The organism is Pseudarthrobacter sp. NamE5, from assembly GCF_005796225.1.
GTDB lineage: Bacteria > Actinomycetota > Actinomycetes > Actinomycetales > Micrococcaceae > Arthrobacter.
Genome location: NZ_VAHO01000003.1, coordinates 95,746 through 111,583, shown reverse-complemented (window position 1 = coordinate 111,583; position 15,838 = coordinate 95,746). Strand labels below are relative to the sequence as shown.

Genomic DNA, 15,838 nt, shown 5'->3' with positions numbered 1-15,838 from the left:
CGTGGAAGCAGAAAGGGCATTGGCCCATGTTGATTTTTGGTTGCTGAGTCCGGTCTCAAGCGCTAGGGTTGAGACCGGGCTCACATGGGGGTTGGTAAAAATGTAACTCAAGCCACATGGGCCGTCAAGGCCCCTTCCGAAAGGCACAAATGAGCAGCAACAATTCCAGACGTCGGGATGTCACGGTCGCCGACGTGGCCAAGGCAGCGAATGTCTCCAAGGCACAGGCTGCGCGGGCGCTGGGTAATTACGGGGCCGTGAGCGACGATGTCCGTGAGCGTGTCCTAGCCGCCGCCGAGGAACTTTCCTACCGCCCCAATGAACTCGCCCGCAGCATGAACACCGGAAAATCACACACGATAGGCGTGGTGGTTGGTGACATTGAAAACCCGCACTTCGGTCTCGCCACCAGAGGCATCACCGACACCGCCAAAAAGAGCGGCTACAACGTCATCCTGGTGAACACCGACGAGGAACAAGCCGCGGAAGTGGACGCCGTGCAGATTCTGCTGGATAAGCGGGTGGACGGCCTGATAGTGGCTCCTGCGTCGTCGACCGAAACAGAACACTTACAAAGCGTTTACGAGTCGGGACGGCCTTTGGTCCTGCTTGATCGAGCGGCCAACGGACTCGCAGCAGAAACCGTCGCTGTTAACACGGCTGGCATCTCCTACGAGTCCACGGTGCACCTACTGGACTCCGGCCACCGCAGAATTGCCTTCATCTCCACCTTGAAGTCTGACTCACCGTTCAAGGCTGAGACTCAGGTGGATTCTTCACAAATTTCCGAGCGTTTGGACGGCATGTTTCGGGCATTCTCGGACAAGGGACTGGCGTTTCCCCACGATCTGGTGCGGCTCAACGCCGGCGATGCAGACTCCATCCAAAAGATCACACGTGAACTCCTCCGCATGCCGGATCCGGCGACGGTCGTGGTGGCATCAGATGGCCTGATCGCCCTCAGCGTTCTGGGGGCCATTCAGGACCTTGGACTCTCGATCCCCGAGGACGTTTCGTTCCTGATGTATGACGACTTCGCATGGACGCGCCTCACCACGCCGCCCCTGACAGTCATTGCCCAACCCGTCTATGAAATGGGTGTGGCCGCTGCCAATGCTTTGCTCCGTCAAATTCAAGGACGGAAAGCATCCGGCACCGCGCCGGCCTTTGAGGCACGACTGATCCACCGCGGCTCAGTCGGGCCTGCCAAGGTGCTGTCTAATTCGTAGCCCCTGCCCACCCGAAGTTGGGCAAGGTCAGAGTTCGTGAGTCTGTTCCGATTGAGCCACACCCTACCCTGACGTTGAGGCTGCCTGACCAGCGAGGATTCGCCTGTCGGCGTAGTTCCCATCTGGTACTCAGGCACTTGTAGAGCCGCAAGAGGCGACATGGCCAGCCCCGCACACAGCGATCAACATCAAGCCCACGTTTCGGCTATATTTCGCTGATTCTCAGTGGACCGCGCACCTCAGTTTCCTGCCCCTCCGACTGTCAGGGTGGGATCTGAGCACATCATGAGTGACTGTCAATAAAACGGAATTTTGCCCTATTCTGACGCCGACGCCGATCGTGGCCATTTAGCGTGCTATATGAGGACGGCGACCGGCGGTAGCAAGCGTCGGCGGTCCAAAATGGGCGACGATGCCGTCGGAACATGCAAGACACGTTTTCTCCTAACCCAGGCACCCGTCAGCTCCGCGGTAACAGCTAAACCTTTCATCCGAATGCGCTTGTAACGCCCTCGCTTAGCTCACAGCTTGCCGCGACGCCGGATAGCTCGCTCGAAGATAGTGTCACGCCACGGCACGGATGCAGAATTAACCTACATAAAGTTCAGGCCGACCCACGGCGTACTGACCGGGATCGTACCTCCAAACACAAATCGGAACTCTTCGTCAAGTAGGGCGCCGATGCGCAGCTCCTGCGCATTTTCCGTAGTCTCTTCAGGACGTGAACCAGGCATCTTTGTCTCCTAACGAAGGGGTCGCTTGTAGTGTCTGCCATGCGTGCACCTTGTTACAGTTTATATTGCTCTCGTGACGACCGTAAAGAGAGTGACATAGAGACTATAGAGTTAGTTTTGGTACGTCACGACGCTGCTTTCTTCAGAAACCCAAAACCAAGAGGAGTCCGCCGTGGATCGTTTGTCCCGAACAAGCCCCCGTGCCAGCGTAGAACGCACTGTCGAATGGGTGGACACGGATGCGTCCGGGCACCAGCACAATTCGGCAGTGATGCGCTGGGTGGAGTCCGCCGAGGCGGAGCTGTTCCTTCATACCCTCAAGCTGCCTGACTATTTCCCGAGTGTTCCCCGCGTTCACCAGGAGATCCACTTCAAGGCCAAGCTGTGGTTCGGGCAGAGGATTACGGCGACGGTGGGCATCTCCAAGCTGGGCAGGACGTCCATGACCTACGCCTTTGAGGTTTACGGGCATCAGCACGATGGTTTGGCAGGAGGCGTGGCCGCTTTCGGAACAGTAACGGTGGCTCACGTACCGCCTGGCTCGCCCAAAGCTCAGCCCTGGCCGGTCGCCGTGGTCCAAGCCGTAGCACTTCCCTAGCGGTCAGGGGCGGAGGCCCACTCCAAGGCAGGCAATCCAGGACCCGTTGACTCGAAAAAATCCTAATGTAAGGAAACCCGTGAAAGTGCTGGCTCCTGTCGGGCCAGCGCTTTCACCGGGGCTGATCTCCCGCATTAGGCACTTCCGCCGTTGGCAAATTTCTGTCCCGAGACCAGAATCAGCTGCCCTGAGTCGCGGCAGCCGCGAAGTCAAGCCTTCTGCCAGGGGTTATGACGCCGATTGCCGCCATCGCCGGCGGGAACAGTACTAAGAGACTCCGGCAAACCTGCCTAAGGAATAGAGCACGCGCTCGGTGACATCGTCGATGCCGCCACTGCCATCGACTTGGGTAAGGATGTTGCGTTGGGCATACCCTGCGACAACGGCTTCGGTCTGCTCGTTGTAGAGCTCCAAGCGGTGGCGGATGACGGCTTCGTTGTCATCAGAGCGCCCCGTTTCCTTCGCCCGACCAAGCAGACGGGCAACGAGCTCGTCATTGTCGGCCGTCAGCTCCAGGACGACGTCGAGCTTACGGTCGCTTCCGGCGAGGATCAGGTCCAGATAGTCCACCTGGGCAACGGTCCGGGGGTAGCCGTCCAGCAAAAAGCCGCTTTCTGCGTCGGCCTCGCTAATGCGGTCGCGGACCATATTGTTGGTGACGCTGTCAGGAACGAAGTTACCGACGTCCAGGTACTTCTGGGCTGTCAGGCCGAGAGGGGTTTGGCCCTTCACATTGGCACGGAAGATGGCGCCTGTGGAGATGGCAATTATGCCAAGATGCTCAGAAATCCGCTCCGCCTGGATTCCCTTCCCGGAACCAGGAGGTCCAATGATCAACATTCTGGTCATGTTAAAAGCCCTTTGAGATTGTTAGTGGTACTGCAGAACATGGTCCTGCCAGGCAGACTCAGTACAGCCCTGACAAAGTGGTCAGGGCAGGCTGTGCAGTCGATTTGCCCGCCAGAATCTGCGTCGTGGATGACTGCGCTGAACGTGGCCATCATGCGCCGGTGAGGAGTTGCATCATCCGGAGCTCCAAGAGACTCCCCGAATTGTGATGGTGTACCGAAGTATCGGTACACCATCACAAAACGGTCCTTTCAACGCTTGCCTTCGGAAACTGCACGTGCGGGCTCTGACGCTCTCCGGGAAGGCACTCCCCCACATCGCGCTGTGAACCATGATTCTCCTAGCGTGCGCCGACCCCGGCCACCTCTTCGTCCGGATCGCCGTCGGCAGTACGCGAAAGGACCAGCGGCTCAGGTTGCGGCTTGGGAATCAGCGCTACCGCCGCGGCTGCAAGCACCGCTATTCCGGCGAAGATCGCGAAGTTGGCCTCGAACGGGAGCTTGGAACCGGCAATCCAGCCCCCGATCAGGGGGCCGGAGATGGCGCCCAACCTGGCGAAGCTCAAGGCCCACCCAGTGGCAGTGCCACGGACCTTGGCGGGATAGTAGTCGGCAATGTAGCCGGTCAAAACCAGGGACGTAGAGATAGAACCAACGCCGGCGAATGCGACGAACAGCAGGTTGATCACCATGGTGTTCGGGAAGACCAGCAGCATGATGCCCAAGCCGCCAAGAATGTAGAACACCACCAGGATGAGCTTCTTGCCATACTTGTCTGCGGCGCGGCCCAGGAGGAGTCCGCCGATGGCGGAAGCGAGGCTGAAGACCAGCAGGAAGGTGAGGGATGAGCCGAGATCGTAACCGGCCTTCTTCATGATACTCGGCAGCCAGGTATTCAGTCCGTAGACAAGGACCAGTCCGCAGAACAGCGAAATCCAGAAAAAGACTGTGGACCGCAGGTACTTGCGGGAGAACATGGTGGTGATGGTCCTCCACCAGGGTTCCGTCATTGCACCCGCGATGGCAGGTGCAGGCGCTGCCGTCGGTGCGTAGTCCGTGATCCGAAGCCTCGCCGCCAGCGCTTTCGCTTCGGACGTGCGGCCCTTGGACTCGAGGTACTCCAGCGATTCGGGGAGAAGCTTCCAGATGATTGGAAGGAGCACTACAGGTGCGGCACCGATGGCGATCACGGCACGCCAGCCGCCAAGGGGAAGGACGAACAAGGCGGCGAGGGCCGCAGCCACGATGCCCAGCGAGTAGCCGGAGTACATGAGTCCGTAGTTGAAGGAGCGCTTGTTCGGGGCTGAGTATTCGATGGTCAACGCCGCTGCCACGGGGATGACACCGCCCATGCCCAGCCCGCCTATCAGGCGGAACAGGCCAAACAGTTCAGGGGTGGGAGCCCATGCTGCGCCTGCCTGGGTCAGGGTGAAGATGGCCATCGAGGCCAGCAGCATCTTCTTGCGGCCAACGAGGTCGCTGAGCGTGCCGATGAACAGCGCGCCGATCAGCATCCCAGCCAAAGCGTAGGAGCCAAGACCACCCAGGGCGAGCGGACTTAGGTTCCATTCCTTGTACTCGGCCAGCGCAGGCAGGACGGCGCCGAGGACACCGACGTCGTAGCCCTCCGCGAGGATGGCAAGCCAGCAGCAGAACAGAACAAGGCCGGTGCTGCGCTTGGGCACGCTCCAAGTGGTAACCTGTGCGGCGGCCATGGCTACTTCACCAGGACCGGTGCAGCGGCGGACGCGGGGGTCCAGCGGAGATGTGGTGTGGTGGCTTCCGTATCCGGTTCCTTCAGCAGGGAGAGGCGGGGACGTACTGCGTCAGTGCGGGAGCTCGGCGGTTTGCGCCGGCCGGCCCGGAACTGCGAAATCCACTGTGCGCCGGGTCCTTGGTATTCCTGTTCTGCGGCGGCGTGCAGGGTCCATTGGGGGTCGTACAGGTGGGTGCGGCCCAGCGCGATGAGGTCGGCGCGGCCGGCGAGGAGGATCGAGTTGACGTCGTCGTAGGTGGAGATGGCGCCGACGGCGATGACGGCCACGCCTGCCGGGGCGGCCACTTCGTGGCGGATGCGGTCTGCAAACGGCGTTTGGTAGCTGCGGCCGAAGGCCGGCTGTTCCTCCTTGGCTACCTGGCCGGTGGACACGTCCAGGCCCGCTGCGCCATGCGCAACGAAAGCTCGGGCGATTTCCACTGAATCGTCGGAGGTGTTGCCGCCGTCGATCCAGTCCGTGGCGGAGATTCGCACCGTCACCGGCTTGCTGGCAGGCCAGGCCGCACGGACGGCGTCGAACACCTCCAGGGGGAACCGGAGCCGGTTCTCCAGGCTGCCGCCGTAATCGTCGGTCCGCCGGTTGGAAACTGGCGAAAGGAACGAGGACAGCAGGTAGCCGTGGGCGGCGTGAACTTCAAGCAGGTCGAAACCTGCTTCCTGGGCCCGCAGCGTGGCGGCGACGAATTCCTCTTTGATTGCGTCCATCCCGGCGCGGTCCAGCTCCAGGGGGACCTGGTTTCGGGGGCCGTAGGCGACCGCAGACGGGCCAACCGCCTGCCAATTACCAGTCTCCAGAGGTTCGTCGATGCCCTCCCACATGAGCTTGGTGGATCCCTTGCGCCCGGAATGGCCGATCTGGGCGCCGATCTTGGCGGTGGACTGGCTGTGGACGAAGTCCACAATTTCCTTCCAGCTGTCCCGCTGGGAGTCTGTGTAGAGTCCGGTGCATCCCGGGGTGATGCGGCCTGCTTCGGAGACGCAGACCATTTCGGTCATCACCAGGCCGGCGCCGCCGAGGGCCTTGGAGCCGAGGTGGACTTTGTGGAAGTCGCCGGGGATACCGTCAACGGCGGAGTACATGTCCATGGGAGAGACCACAACGCGGTTCTTTAATTCCAGTTCCCCGATGCGGAAGGGCTGGAACATGGCCGGCGCGGTCTGGGTAAGCCCCTGGGACTGTGCGAAATGCCGTTCCACGGCGTCGGCGAATTCCGGGTCACGCAGGCGCAGGTTTTCCTGTGTGATGCGTCGACTGCGGGTCAGCAGGTTGAAGGCGAACTGGGTGGCGTCCTGGTCTTTGTACTGGCCGATCCGTTCGAACCATTCCAAGGACGCCTGGGCGGCGCGCTGGGTGGATTCGACAACGGGGCGGCGTTCGGTCTCGTACGCAGAGAGTGCTGATTCCAGGTCCTGATGTTCGTGGAGGCATGCAGCCAAGGCGAGGGCGTCCTCCATGGCCAGCTTGGTGCCGGAGCCGATGGAGAAGTGCGCGGTGTGGGCGGCGTCTCCCAGCAGCACCACGTTGTCCTTGCGCCAACTGCGGTTACGGACGGTGTTGAAGTTCAGCCACTTTGAGTTGTTGGACAGCACCTCGTAGCCGGCCAGCTCCTCGGCAAAGATGGATCGGATTTTGGTGATGGCTTTCTCATCGGAGACGCCGGGGGGAAACACCTCATCGGCGGTCTCATTGAACCCTGCGGCATGCCACACATCTTCGTGCATCTCGACGATGAAGGTGGAGCCTTCGTCCGAGTAGGGGTAGCCGTGGATCTGCATGACGCCCCACTCGGTTTCCTTCACGAAGAACTTGAAGGCTTCGAACACCTGGTCCGTACCGAGCCACATGTACTTGTTGGTGCGCGGATCCAGGTCAGGGCCAAAAGCCTCGGCGTACTTGGCGCGAATCTGGGAGTTCACACCATCGGCGGCCAGCACCAGGTCGTGGTTTGCTTCGAGTTCCTCGATCGCAGGGGCGAGGGTGCTGAAGCGGACGTCAACGTCGAGTTCGATGCACCGGCGCTGCAGCAGCTCCAGCAGTTCCTTGCGGCTCATGGCTGCGAATCCCTGGCCGCCCACGCTGATCATCTGCCCGCCAAAGTGGACGTCGACGTCGGACCAGCGGGCAAAGCGGCGGCTCATGTAGTCAGCCACGACGGGGTCCGCGTTGCCGATTCCGCCGAGTGTTTCATCCGAGAAGACGACGCCGAACCCGAAGGTGTCGTTTGCTGCGTTGCGTTCCCAGAGGGTGATCTGGTGGGACGAGTCGAGTTGCTTCATCAGGGCTGCGAAGTACAGGCCTCCGGGGCCGCCTCCAACGATGGCGATTTTCATTGGTCTTGCTCCTTTTATGCCTGGCTCTGGCCGGCGGCGGTAAGTTGTTGGGTTTCGTCCGCGATGCTGTCGCGGAGTTTGAAATGCTGGAGCTTGCCGCTGGGGTTGCGGGGAAGTTCAGCGACGAAGCGGATGTCGCGAGGGTACTTGTAGGGCGCAATGGTCGCTTTCACGAAGTCCTGGATTTCCTTGCGCTTTGCAGCGTCTCCGACGACGCCGTCGCGAAGCACCACGAACGCGCAGACTACGGTGCCGCGCTCGGGATCGGAACGGCCGATGACAGCGTTCTCCACCACGTCAGGGTGCTGCTCAATGGCGGCTTCAACCTCGGGTGCGCCGATGTTGTAACCGGAGGAGACGATCATGTCGTCCGACCGTGCCTGGTAGGTGAAGTAGCCGTCCTCGTCCATGGAGAACGTATCGCCGGTGACGTTCCAGCCGTGTACGACGTATTTCGACTGGCGCGGATCGTCGAGGTAGCGGCATCCGGTGGGACCGATGACTGCCAGCCGTCCAGTGTGCCCGGGTCCAAGGTCGTTCCCGTCCTCGCCGAGGATGGTTGCCCTGTATCCAGGGACTGCCCGGCCAGTGGTCCCTGGCCGGATGTCGTCACCCGCAGCGGAGATGAAAACGTGGAGCATTTCGGTGGCACCGATGCCGTTCACCAGCCGGAGCCCGGTTGCCTCCCGGACAGCCACCCAGGTTTCCTTGGACAGGTGCTCACCCGCTGATACGGCAACGCGGAGGCCGCGAAGAAGATCCCCGCGGTTTTCTTTGAGGATGGCCCGGTAGGCGGTGGGAGCGGTGAAGAGAACGGTTGCTCCTGCTTTGGCCGCATATTGGGCAAGTTCCACCGGCCCGGCTTTTTCTGTGAGCAGTGACGAGGCGCCAAACCGCAGCGGGAAAACCACAAGACCGCCCAGCCCAAAGGTGAAAGCCAGAGGCGGTGACCCGGCAAAGACGTCTTCGGCGGTGGGCTGCAGGATGTGCCGGGCGAAGGTGTCCGCGTTGGCCAGGACGTCCCGGTGGAAGTGCATGGTCACTTTGGGTTTCCCGGTGGTGCCGGAAGTGGGGCCGAGCAGTGCGACGTCGTCGGCAGCTGTGTCGACGACGGTGAATTTTCCGCTCTTTTTTGCGCATCGGGTGGTGAGGTCCCCGTTGTCGGCCCCTCCGTATGCCAGAACTGTTAGGGCGTCAGGTGCTGCTTCCTTGAGTTCGTCAAGGCACCGATGGTCGGAGATGGCGACCACGGGCTTGGTGAGGTGGATCAGCGTTGCGATCTCGCTGGAGCGCAGCATCGGCATGGTGGTTACCACCACTGCGCCCGCCTTAAGCACCCCCAGCCAGGCAGCTACGAGCCAGGGGTTGTTGGGCCCGCGGAGCAGCACACGGTTTCCGGGCACGACACCCAGGTCATCAGTGAGGACTTGGGCCACCTGGTTGGCGCGCTGCTGCAGCTCACCGTAGGACCACGCCCTCCCGTCGGGGGTCCGCAGGGCGGGGCGGTCCGGACCGTGCTCGGCGACGGCATTGTCGATGAGCACAGCCGCGGCGTTGAGCCGTTCGGGGTATTGAAGTTCGGGGAGGGTAAATTCGAGCGCCGGCCAGGTGTTGGCGGGCGGCAGGTGGTCGCGGGTGAACGTGTCCACGTGGGCCGATGGCGTCATGCTCATGGCCGTTCCTTTCAGTGATGCGTCGGTGAAGCTGATGCTTGTGTGGGAGGGGTCAGGCGCCGGGGCGGATCATGCCCTCTTGGGCGACTGTGGCAAGGAGCCTTCCCTGCCGGTCGAAGAAGCGGCCCATTGCCAGGCCCCTGTTGCTCTGGCTGGACACGGCCTCCTGGGCGTACAGGATCCATTCGTCGGCGCGGCCCTCGCGGTGGAACCACATGGAGTGGTCGAGGCTTGCGGTGGTAAGTCCGAGGCTGGACCAGTGAAGCCCATTGACCCTGAGAAGCGGTTCCAGGATGGTGTAGTCGCAGACGTAGGCCAGCGCGGCGCGGTGGAGGTTGGCCTCGTCGGGCAAGGCGTCGAAGGCCTTGACCCAGATCGCCTGCTGGGGCATGGGCTCGCCCTCCAGCTTGATGTAGACCGGCCCCGGTACGTGCCGCATGTCGAAGCTGCGGCCGGTGGACCAGTAATCGGCCGCAGGGCCTTCGGCTTCCTCCAGCGCCTCCGCTGCGCTGCGCAGGGAGGCAGGGTCGACGGCGGCGGGAGCCTCGGGCTGGTAGTCAGGGCCGTTCTCGGGTACTTGGAATGATCCCATTGCGGCGTAGACGGCCTTGCCGTTCTGGAATCCGCGGACGGTCCGGGTGGAGTATCCGCGGCCGTCACGCAGCCGTTCCACTTCGTAGCGGACAGTTGCCCCGACGTCGACGGGCCGCATGAAATAGCTGTGCATGGAGTGCAGCGCCCTGTCTTCGTTGACTGAGCGCATCATTGCCGCAGCAGCCTGGGCCACCATGTCCCCGCCGTAGGCCTTGGGCCAAGGCACGTACTGGGTTGTTGCCTCATACGCTTCGTCGTAGACCTCTGCCGGGGCGGGTGTGAGCTCGACTGCCCGCAGGAAGGTCTCGGATGTGAGGGTTCCGGTGATCATGCGGTCAGGCCCTGCGGTAGCCGGCGAGGGTTTCGTCGGCCACGTCGTCGAGGTTGACCACCAGGTTTTCCGGCGTGCGTGCCGTGAGCCAGACGAGTTCCTCGGTGACGGACATGTTTGCCTCCACGTGGGGCATGAACGGTGGGACGAAGACCCAGTCGCCGGCCTTCATGTCGAGGAATTCCTGGTAGTTCTCCCCGAAGTAGATGCGCCCCTGGCCGCGCAGCACGTACCCGCCCGTTTCAGCTTCTCCGTGGTGGTGGGGAAGGGAGCGGTAGCCGGGGGTGTTGGATACCTGTCCGAACCAGATCCTGGTGGCCGGGGTGTGTTGGATGCTGACGCCCGAGACGCGGATGCAGTCCCCGGACTGGGCGGTGTTGGTGTCCTCATGCCCTGCCCGGGTGACCACGGGGACTACCTTGCCGTCGGCCTGGGCATAGATGGAGTTGTCGCCTTCGAGGCGGTATTCGGTAGCTGTCTGGTTCATTGTGGTCACTCCTTGGTTGATGTTGGACTGATGCGGACGACGTTTTCAAGGCGTCCGATCCCGGTTATTTCGGTGGTGAGCACGTCGCCGTCGTTCAGGAAACGGGGCGGTGTCATGCCCATGCCCACTCCCCCGGGCGTGCCTGTCAGGACGAGGTCGCCAGGGCGCAGGATGGTGAATTGGGAGATGTAGGAAAGGAGCTTGGCAGGGCCGAACACCAGGGTGCCGGTGTTGCCCTTTTGGACGACGTCGCCGTTGACGTAGCCAACAACGTCGAAGGTTCCGCCAACCTCGTCGGGTGTAACGAGGACGGGACCTACAGGGGTGGTGGCGTCAAAGGCTTTGCCCTGGAACCACTGCAGTGTCCGGTTTTGCCAGTCGCGCATGGAGACGTCATTGGCGACGGTGTAGCCAGCTATGGCCGCACCGGCCTGCTCCACGTCCGCACGGAAGAGCTCGGAACCGACGACGACCGCCAGCTCCGCTTCCCAGTCAACGCGGTCGCTGCCCCGGACTTCGATGGTGTCATTCGCCCCGACCAAGGTGTCTGCATACTTGGCGAAAAGCGTGGGGTACTGGGGAAGTTCCCTGCCCATTTCCTGGATGTGGTCCGCGTAATTCAGGCCGCAGCAGATGACCTTGCCTGCTCGGGGAAGAAGGGGGGCGTACTCGATGTCGCCGGCCTCAAGAAGAGTGCGGCCAGCGGCGTCGGCGGCTTCCAGAGCCAGCTCCCGCCAGTCCGGGCGTGCCAGCAGTTCCCCGACATCGAGGGCAGGAAGGGCAAGGTAAGCGCCGGCACCGGTGGCGATTGCCGCCGTCGTGCCTTGCCCGGCCGTACGCAAGGTGGCGAGTTTCATGGGTTTCCGTCCCTTCGAGAATCAATGTGTCGACTTTTTTACGATCGTCACATATGCTCAAGGTAGCACGGCGGAAATGATCTGCACAGAGCCTTTCCTGAACTTTTTCCCGAAGCGATCTACCAGGAGGAACAGCATGGGCCACAGGACAATCAACCCGGAATCACTGCCCAAACCATCAGGATTTGCACACGGGATGCTGGCTGGGAACATGGTGTTTCTGGGTGGCCAGACGGCCTTGGACAAGAATATGAAGATCGTTCCTGGTGGCATCGTCGAGCAGTTCACGCAGGCGTTCTCCAACGTCCTCACCACTCTGCGCGAGGCCGGCGGCCAGCCCGAAGATCTTGTCAACGTGACCATCTTCCTCACGGATGTGGAGGACTATATGGCCAACGGCCGTGAAATTGGCCGGATCTGGCGGGAGATGGCAAATTCGCAGTATCCGGCTATGGCGGGTATCGGCGTCACCCGCCTATGGCAGGAAGAGGCGTTGATCGAGATTCAGGCCATTGCCGTCATCAGCGAACGCTGAGCCTGGAAAGTAAAAGAGGATCCGGCTGGCCAATTGGCCGGCCGGATCCCTTTTTGGGTTGCTAGGCTGCTTCCGCTTGCTCCACCAGGGACAGGGCGTATATCTCAGCCATCGGAGCGATCAGGCGGTGCACACTGAAGAAGATCCGGCGCGCCTCGGGTCCCTGCCAGCCGGGCGGGAGGTACTCAAGGGGCAACCCGGGGTCGCGGTAGGGCAGGCGCCGCCACAGGGTCAGCATGGGGACGTAGTAGCGGAACGCGTTTCGGCGAAGATCCTCCGAGGAAGCGGCTAACGCCTTTTCGGGGTCATCGCCAACCAAGGCAGTCCAGTCTTCGAGCGAGCTGCCGTAGGTGTCCATGAACTCAGAGATCTGCGACTCCAGTGCCGCGAGGTCCCACCATTGGGCCACCTTCGCCCGCATATCTGACTCGGACGCGTAGTCGCCGGTAAAGAACTCGACATACTTGTCGAGCCCCCGGGATTCGAGGCGCTGCCTGGCCCCTTCCCGTACTCCGGAAGGTGCGATCCAGACCCCGGCCCCCATGGAACCAAAGCCCAGCCTGGTCAGCTCGGTGCGCAGCTGGTGGCGGCGGTCCCGCTTGGACTCGGGTACGGAAAAGATGGCCAGGACCCAGGGTGCTCCGGTGGCTGCCCGGTGGGGGGCGAAGATTCGCTCGTCACCCTCATTGACAAGCTTTAGTGAACGCTCGGAGAGCTCGTACCGGGCCACTCCCCCGTTCTTGACGCTCGTCAGTACTCCCTTGGCCTTAAGCCGGGAGACGGCCGAGCGGACTCCGGGTGCATCGTGGCCCAGCTCGCCAAGCATCTGGATCAGCACGGAAATGGGGAGCTGGCCGCCTCCTCGGCGTCCGTAGAGACCGTAAATCGTCAGGATGAGCTGCTGCTGGGGCAGGGAAGGAACAGGCGCAGCGAGCATGCGATCGGGTCTCGATTCTGTCAGGGTCACAGTCCTTCCAAGCATATTTGAAAGACGAGGCGCTCCACTTAGTGCCCCTTGAACGCTTCCGCCAGCCACCAGGCCCCGCCGTCGGAAGCGATGCGGGCATCGACGACCAGCGGTGCGTTGCGTGGCCCTGCCAGCCACTCCTTGACCCCGTCAAGGTCGCCAACAGAGCGGACAGTAAGCGCGGCCGCGCCATATCCACGGGCGATCGCGGCGATATCCACCTGCGGGAACCGCACAACTTCCAGATCCTGGTCGTCGGCTTCGAAGTGGTGCACTTCGGCGCCGTACGCGGAGTCGTTGTAGACGATGGCAACAAGGGGGATTCGCTCCCGCACCAATGTCTCCAGTTCCGAGATCGCCATGAGGAAGCCGCCGTCGCCGGCTCCCAGGACTGGCAGGCGGTCGGGCCGGGCCTTTGCTGCCCCGATGGCGGTGTACAAGCCGAGACCAATCGACTGAAAGGCCTGGGTGAAGCAGAATCCAAATTCGTCAGGAACGGAAAGGTATGCACTGGGATAGCCCATGAAGTTCCCGGAATCGATGGACACGATCCTCTCGGCCGGCAGGATTCGGTCAAGTTCCCGGCTGAGCACGCGGGGGTCTATGACCTCGGAGGTGGACAGGTCTTCTGTCAGTTCCGTATTCCAGCGGGCATGTCCGGCAATCTCTCGTGCCATTTCCGGGGTTCGCAGGCCCACCGCGCTGTGCTGGGATGACCTCAGCCTGGCAAGCACGGCAGCTGCCGTTTCTGCGCTGTCGCCCAGCACGCCCAGGTCGATGGGACGGTTGGCGCCAAGGGCGCGGTCCTCAAGGTCCACTTGAGCCACCTTCGCTGTGGGCCCGATCAGCGAACCATGGCGCATGGTCCACATGTTCAGTGCACAACCCCAACCGATGATCAGATCGGCGTTGGAAATGGTTGCCGCGGTGAACGGCGAGGAAAAGCCGCCGGAAATACCCAGGTTGAAGGGGTCACCTTGAAAAAGGCCGTGTGCGACGGCGGAGGTGGCCACGAGCGCCCCCGCCGCCTCGGCCAGGGCGGCGATTTCTGGTCCCGCGCGGCGTCCGCCACGGCCGGCGACAAAAACCGGCCGCCGGGCATTCCGGATAAGCCCGGCCAGCTCCTCAACAGCCGCATCCGTGGGTGCGAACCGCTGAGCCGGCAGCACCGGTAGCGGCTCCGCAATGCCCTCCGGTGCCGGCACCGCCTGGACATCAGTAGGCAAGGACAGTACAACCGTCCTGCGCTCGTTAACGGCCGTCCGGTAGGCCCGGACCGTGTCAGCTACGGCGCTTTGCGGGGAGTGGATACGCTCGGCCACCGCTCCCACGCTGCGTGCCAGTGCGTCCTGATCGATCCTGAAGTTGGAACCCACCGCGGAAGCGGCCGTATCAGCCGTCACGACGATCATGGGCGTACGGCTCTTGGCAGCTTCGCCGATACCCGTCACCGCATTAGTAAGCCCGCAGCCCTGATGGGTGGAAACGACCCCCACCCTGCCGGACATCCGCCCGTAGGCATCGGCCATGGTGGCAGCACCGCCTTCATGCCGGGCTGCCGTATAGGGCACGCCGGCCCGGCGCAATGCATTGGTGACCACGAAATTCCCGCTGCCCACCACGCCGAAAATGTGGCCAACACCGAGCCGGGCAAGAGTGTAGCCGACCAGTTCACTGACATTGCCGGCCACCAGGGCGGGCGGAACATCCGGCGCAACCACGTCACTGCCTTCGAACCCACTGGTAATAACAGTCATTGTCTCTTCTCCTTTGGGGACAGTGCGGAAGCGGCACCCGGCAGCGTCGTTGGCGCACGCAGGATTCCGCCCATTGGGATACTATCGCGGAAAATTTACGAGCGTCAAGCATTTGAAACAGATGTGTTGACGGGCGTTCAGACCACGGTGCAATCAGAGTGAAGTGGCGGCCGGGCTGGTGTCGAGGAGGTCGCGCCGGATCTGCTCCCCCACCTCCCGCAGTTTCTCGGCAAACATTGCAGCGTTCGGGGCCAGTGGCCTGTCCGCTGGGAGCAGGATGCCAACCTGCTGGGCAAGTCCGGCGAGGTGCAGCTCGAGCATCTGCAGGCCCGGCTCCACAACTGCCATGGACTCCGGCATCAGGGCAAGGAATCCTGCCTCGGCCACGAGGGCGCGCAAGGTGGCAGGAGTTCCGGATTCCACCCGCTGAACCGGCGGGGTAAGGCCGACGGCGTGGAAGTTCTCCTCGAGTTCGTCACGCAGCGGGGTATTCGCCAGCGGCACTACCCAGGGATGCCCGACGAGATCCCTAAGTGAGGCCTCCGGGAGGGCATGCACGGGGTGGCCGGGTGCGGCAACAATCCGGAATTCCTCCCGGTATAAAGGGACAAGCTGCAGCCGGGACGTACTCGGATGATCGGTAACCCGGCCCACCAGCAGGTCCAGATCGCCGTTGCCCAGCTCCTGTATAAGGGCTTCCGGCGGAGCCTCCCGGAGCAGGACTTCCACCCGGGGCCTTTCAGCTGTGAACCGAGCTACCGCCCGTGGCAGCAGTAGGTTGGCGCCGGTAACATGCGCGCCTACCCGCACTACACCCGCTTCCGGGTCTGCGAGCTCATCCACCCGGCGCCGCAAGGTAGCCACATGACCCACAATCGCCTTGGCATGCTCGAGGCAGGCCTGCCCAGCCGGTGTGGGTACCATGCGGCGTCCGGTTCGCTCAAACAGGGGCGCTCCGACCGCTTGCTCCGCTTCCCGCAGGGCCCGGCTCAAAGCCGGCTGTGTCAAATACAGTTCTTCCGCAGCCCGGACTAGGCTCCCTTGTTCTGCAATCGCAAGCACGATCACAAGGTGACGCAGCTTCAGGTGGGTGGTCAGCAGCGCCCGCAGGTCCATCTCT

Annotated in this window: 13 protein-coding genes; 3 read left to right on the top strand and 10 right to left on the bottom strand. The window is 62.5% G+C overall.

The window, feature by feature from the left end; genetic code table 11:
- Positions 1-149 precede the first annotated feature (149 nt).
- Together FDW84_RS05750 and FDW84_RS05745 are read left to right on the top strand one after the other, a co-directional pair.
- Positions 150-1,229: a LacI family DNA-binding transcriptional regulator gene (locus FDW84_RS05750; protein ID WP_138607437.1), complete on the top strand. Its 1,080-nt coding sequence runs from the start codon at positions 150-152 to the stop codon at positions 1,227-1,229.
- A 906-nt stretch (positions 1,230-2,135) separates the two neighbouring features.
- Complete coding sequence (locus FDW84_RS05745) at positions 2,136-2,561, top strand: acyl-CoA thioesterase (RefSeq protein WP_240721400.1); 426 nt, start codon at positions 2,136-2,138, stop codon at positions 2,559-2,561.
- A 267-nt stretch (positions 2,562-2,828) separates the two neighbouring features.
- Here FDW84_RS05745 and FDW84_RS05740 read toward each other — a convergent pair whose 3' ends face one another.
- The 7 genes from FDW84_RS05740 to FDW84_RS05710 all read right to left on the bottom strand — a co-directional run bounded on the left by FDW84_RS05740 (position 2,829) and on the right by FDW84_RS05710 (position 11,459).
- Positions 2,829-3,401, bottom strand: a complete 573-nt coding sequence (locus tag FDW84_RS05740) for an adenylate kinase (RefSeq protein WP_171046688.1) — start codon at positions 3,399-3,401, stop codon at positions 2,829-2,831.
- A 349-nt stretch (positions 3,402-3,750) separates the two neighbouring features.
- On the bottom strand, positions 3,751-5,124 hold the full coding sequence (locus FDW84_RS05735; protein ID WP_138607433.1) for an MFS transporter: 1,374 nt from the start codon (positions 5,122-5,124) through the stop codon (positions 3,751-3,753).
- Between the two features lie 2 nt (positions 5,125-5,126).
- Positions 5,127-7,517 (bottom strand): bifunctional salicylyl-CoA 5-hydroxylase/oxidoreductase, encoded by a 2,391-nt coding sequence (locus tag FDW84_RS05730; RefSeq protein WP_138607431.1) that lies wholly within the window; start codon positions 7,515-7,517, stop codon positions 5,127-5,129.
- Positions 7,518-7,531: 14 nt separating this feature from the next.
- A complete protein-coding gene (locus FDW84_RS05725) occupies positions 7,532-9,190 on the bottom strand; it encodes an AMP-binding protein (RefSeq protein ID WP_138607429.1) in 1,659 nt (552 codons plus the stop codon).
- Positions 9,191-9,242: 52 nt separating this feature from the next.
- On the bottom strand, positions 9,243-10,115 hold the full coding sequence (locus FDW84_RS05720; protein WP_138607427.1) for an acyl-CoA thioesterase: 873 nt from the start codon (positions 10,113-10,115) through the stop codon (positions 9,243-9,245).
- Between the two features lie 4 nt (positions 10,116-10,119).
- Positions 10,120-10,602: a cupin domain-containing protein gene (locus FDW84_RS05715; protein ID WP_138607425.1), complete on the bottom strand. Its 483-nt coding sequence runs from the start codon at positions 10,600-10,602 to the stop codon at positions 10,120-10,122.
- 5 nt (positions 10,603-10,607) lie between these two features.
- A complete protein-coding gene (locus FDW84_RS05710; protein WP_138607422.1) occupies positions 10,608-11,459 on the bottom strand; it encodes a fumarylacetoacetate hydrolase family protein in 852 nt (283 codons plus the stop codon).
- 136 nt (positions 11,460-11,595) lie between these two features.
- Here FDW84_RS05710 and FDW84_RS05705 point away from each other — a divergent pair, with 136 nt between their 5' ends.
- Positions 11,596-11,994, top strand: coding sequence for a RidA family protein (locus FDW84_RS05705; RefSeq protein ID WP_138607421.1), 399 nt, complete (start codon positions 11,596-11,598; stop codon positions 11,992-11,994).
- Between the two features lie 61 nt (positions 11,995-12,055).
- Here the strand turns inward: FDW84_RS05705 and FDW84_RS05700 are convergent, their stop codons facing one another.
- The 3 genes from FDW84_RS05700 to FDW84_RS05690 form a co-directional block, all read right to left on the bottom strand.
- Positions 12,056-12,931, bottom strand: coding sequence for a PaaX family transcriptional regulator (locus tag FDW84_RS05700; RefSeq protein WP_138607419.1), 876 nt, complete (start codon positions 12,929-12,931; stop codon positions 12,056-12,058).
- Positions 12,932-12,999: 68 nt separating this feature from the next.
- The gene (locus tag FDW84_RS05695) at positions 13,000-14,718 is read right to left on the bottom strand and encodes a thiamine pyrophosphate-binding protein (protein WP_138607417.1); all 1,719 of its coding nucleotides are present in this window, start codon (positions 14,716-14,718) and stop codon (positions 13,000-13,002) included.
- Positions 14,719-14,871: 153 nt separating this feature from the next.
- Positions 14,872-15,834: a LysR substrate-binding domain-containing protein gene (locus FDW84_RS05690; RefSeq protein ID WP_138607415.1), complete on the bottom strand. Its 963-nt coding sequence runs from the start codon at positions 15,832-15,834 to the stop codon at positions 14,872-14,874.
- Positions 15,835-15,838: the final 4 nt, after the last annotated feature.

What these genes read in the sequence shown, in the direction of transcription:
- FDW84_RS05750 (WP_138607437.1), top strand. Translation starts at nt 150, where the DNA reads ATGAGCAGCAACAATTCCAGACGTCGGGATGTCACGGTCGCCGACGTG.
- FDW84_RS05740 (WP_171046688.1), bottom strand. Translation starts at nt 3,401, where the DNA reads ATGTTGATCATTGGACCTCCTGGTTCCGGGAAGGGAATCCAGGCGGAG.
- FDW84_RS05735 (WP_138607433.1), bottom strand. Translation starts at nt 5,124, where the DNA reads ATGGCCGCCGCACAGGTTACCACTTGGAGCGTGCCCAAGCGCAGCACC.
- FDW84_RS05730 (WP_138607431.1), bottom strand. Translation starts at nt 7,517, where the DNA reads ATGAAAATCGCCATCGTTGGAGGCGGCCCCGGAGGCCTGTACTTCGCA.
- FDW84_RS05725 (WP_138607429.1), bottom strand. Translation starts at nt 9,190, where the DNA reads ATGAGCATGACGCCATCGGCCCACGTGGACACGTTCACCCGCGACCAC.
- FDW84_RS05720 (WP_138607427.1), bottom strand. Translation starts at nt 10,115, where the DNA reads ATGATCACCGGAACCCTCACATCCGAGACCTTCCTGCGGGCAGTCGAG.
- FDW84_RS05715 (WP_138607425.1), bottom strand. Translation starts at nt 10,602, where the DNA reads ATGAACCAGACAGCTACCGAATACCGCCTCGAAGGCGACAACTCCATC.
- FDW84_RS05710 (WP_138607422.1), bottom strand. Translation starts at nt 11,459, where the DNA reads ATGAAACTCGCCACCTTGCGTACGGCCGGGCAAGGCACGACGGCGGCA.
- FDW84_RS05705 (WP_138607421.1), top strand. Translation starts at nt 11,596, where the DNA reads ATGGGCCACAGGACAATCAACCCGGAATCACTGCCCAAACCATCAGGA.
- FDW84_RS05700 (WP_138607419.1), bottom strand. Translation starts at nt 12,931, where the DNA reads ATGCTCGCTGCGCCTGTTCCTTCCCTGCCCCAGCAGCAGCTCATCCTG.
- FDW84_RS05695 (WP_138607417.1), bottom strand. Translation starts at nt 14,718, where the DNA reads ATGACTGTTATTACCAGTGGGTTCGAAGGCAGTGACGTGGTTGCGCCG.
- FDW84_RS05690 (WP_138607415.1), bottom strand. Translation starts at nt 15,834, where the DNA reads ATGGACCTGCGGGCGCTGCTGACCACCCACCTGAAGCTGCGTCACCTT.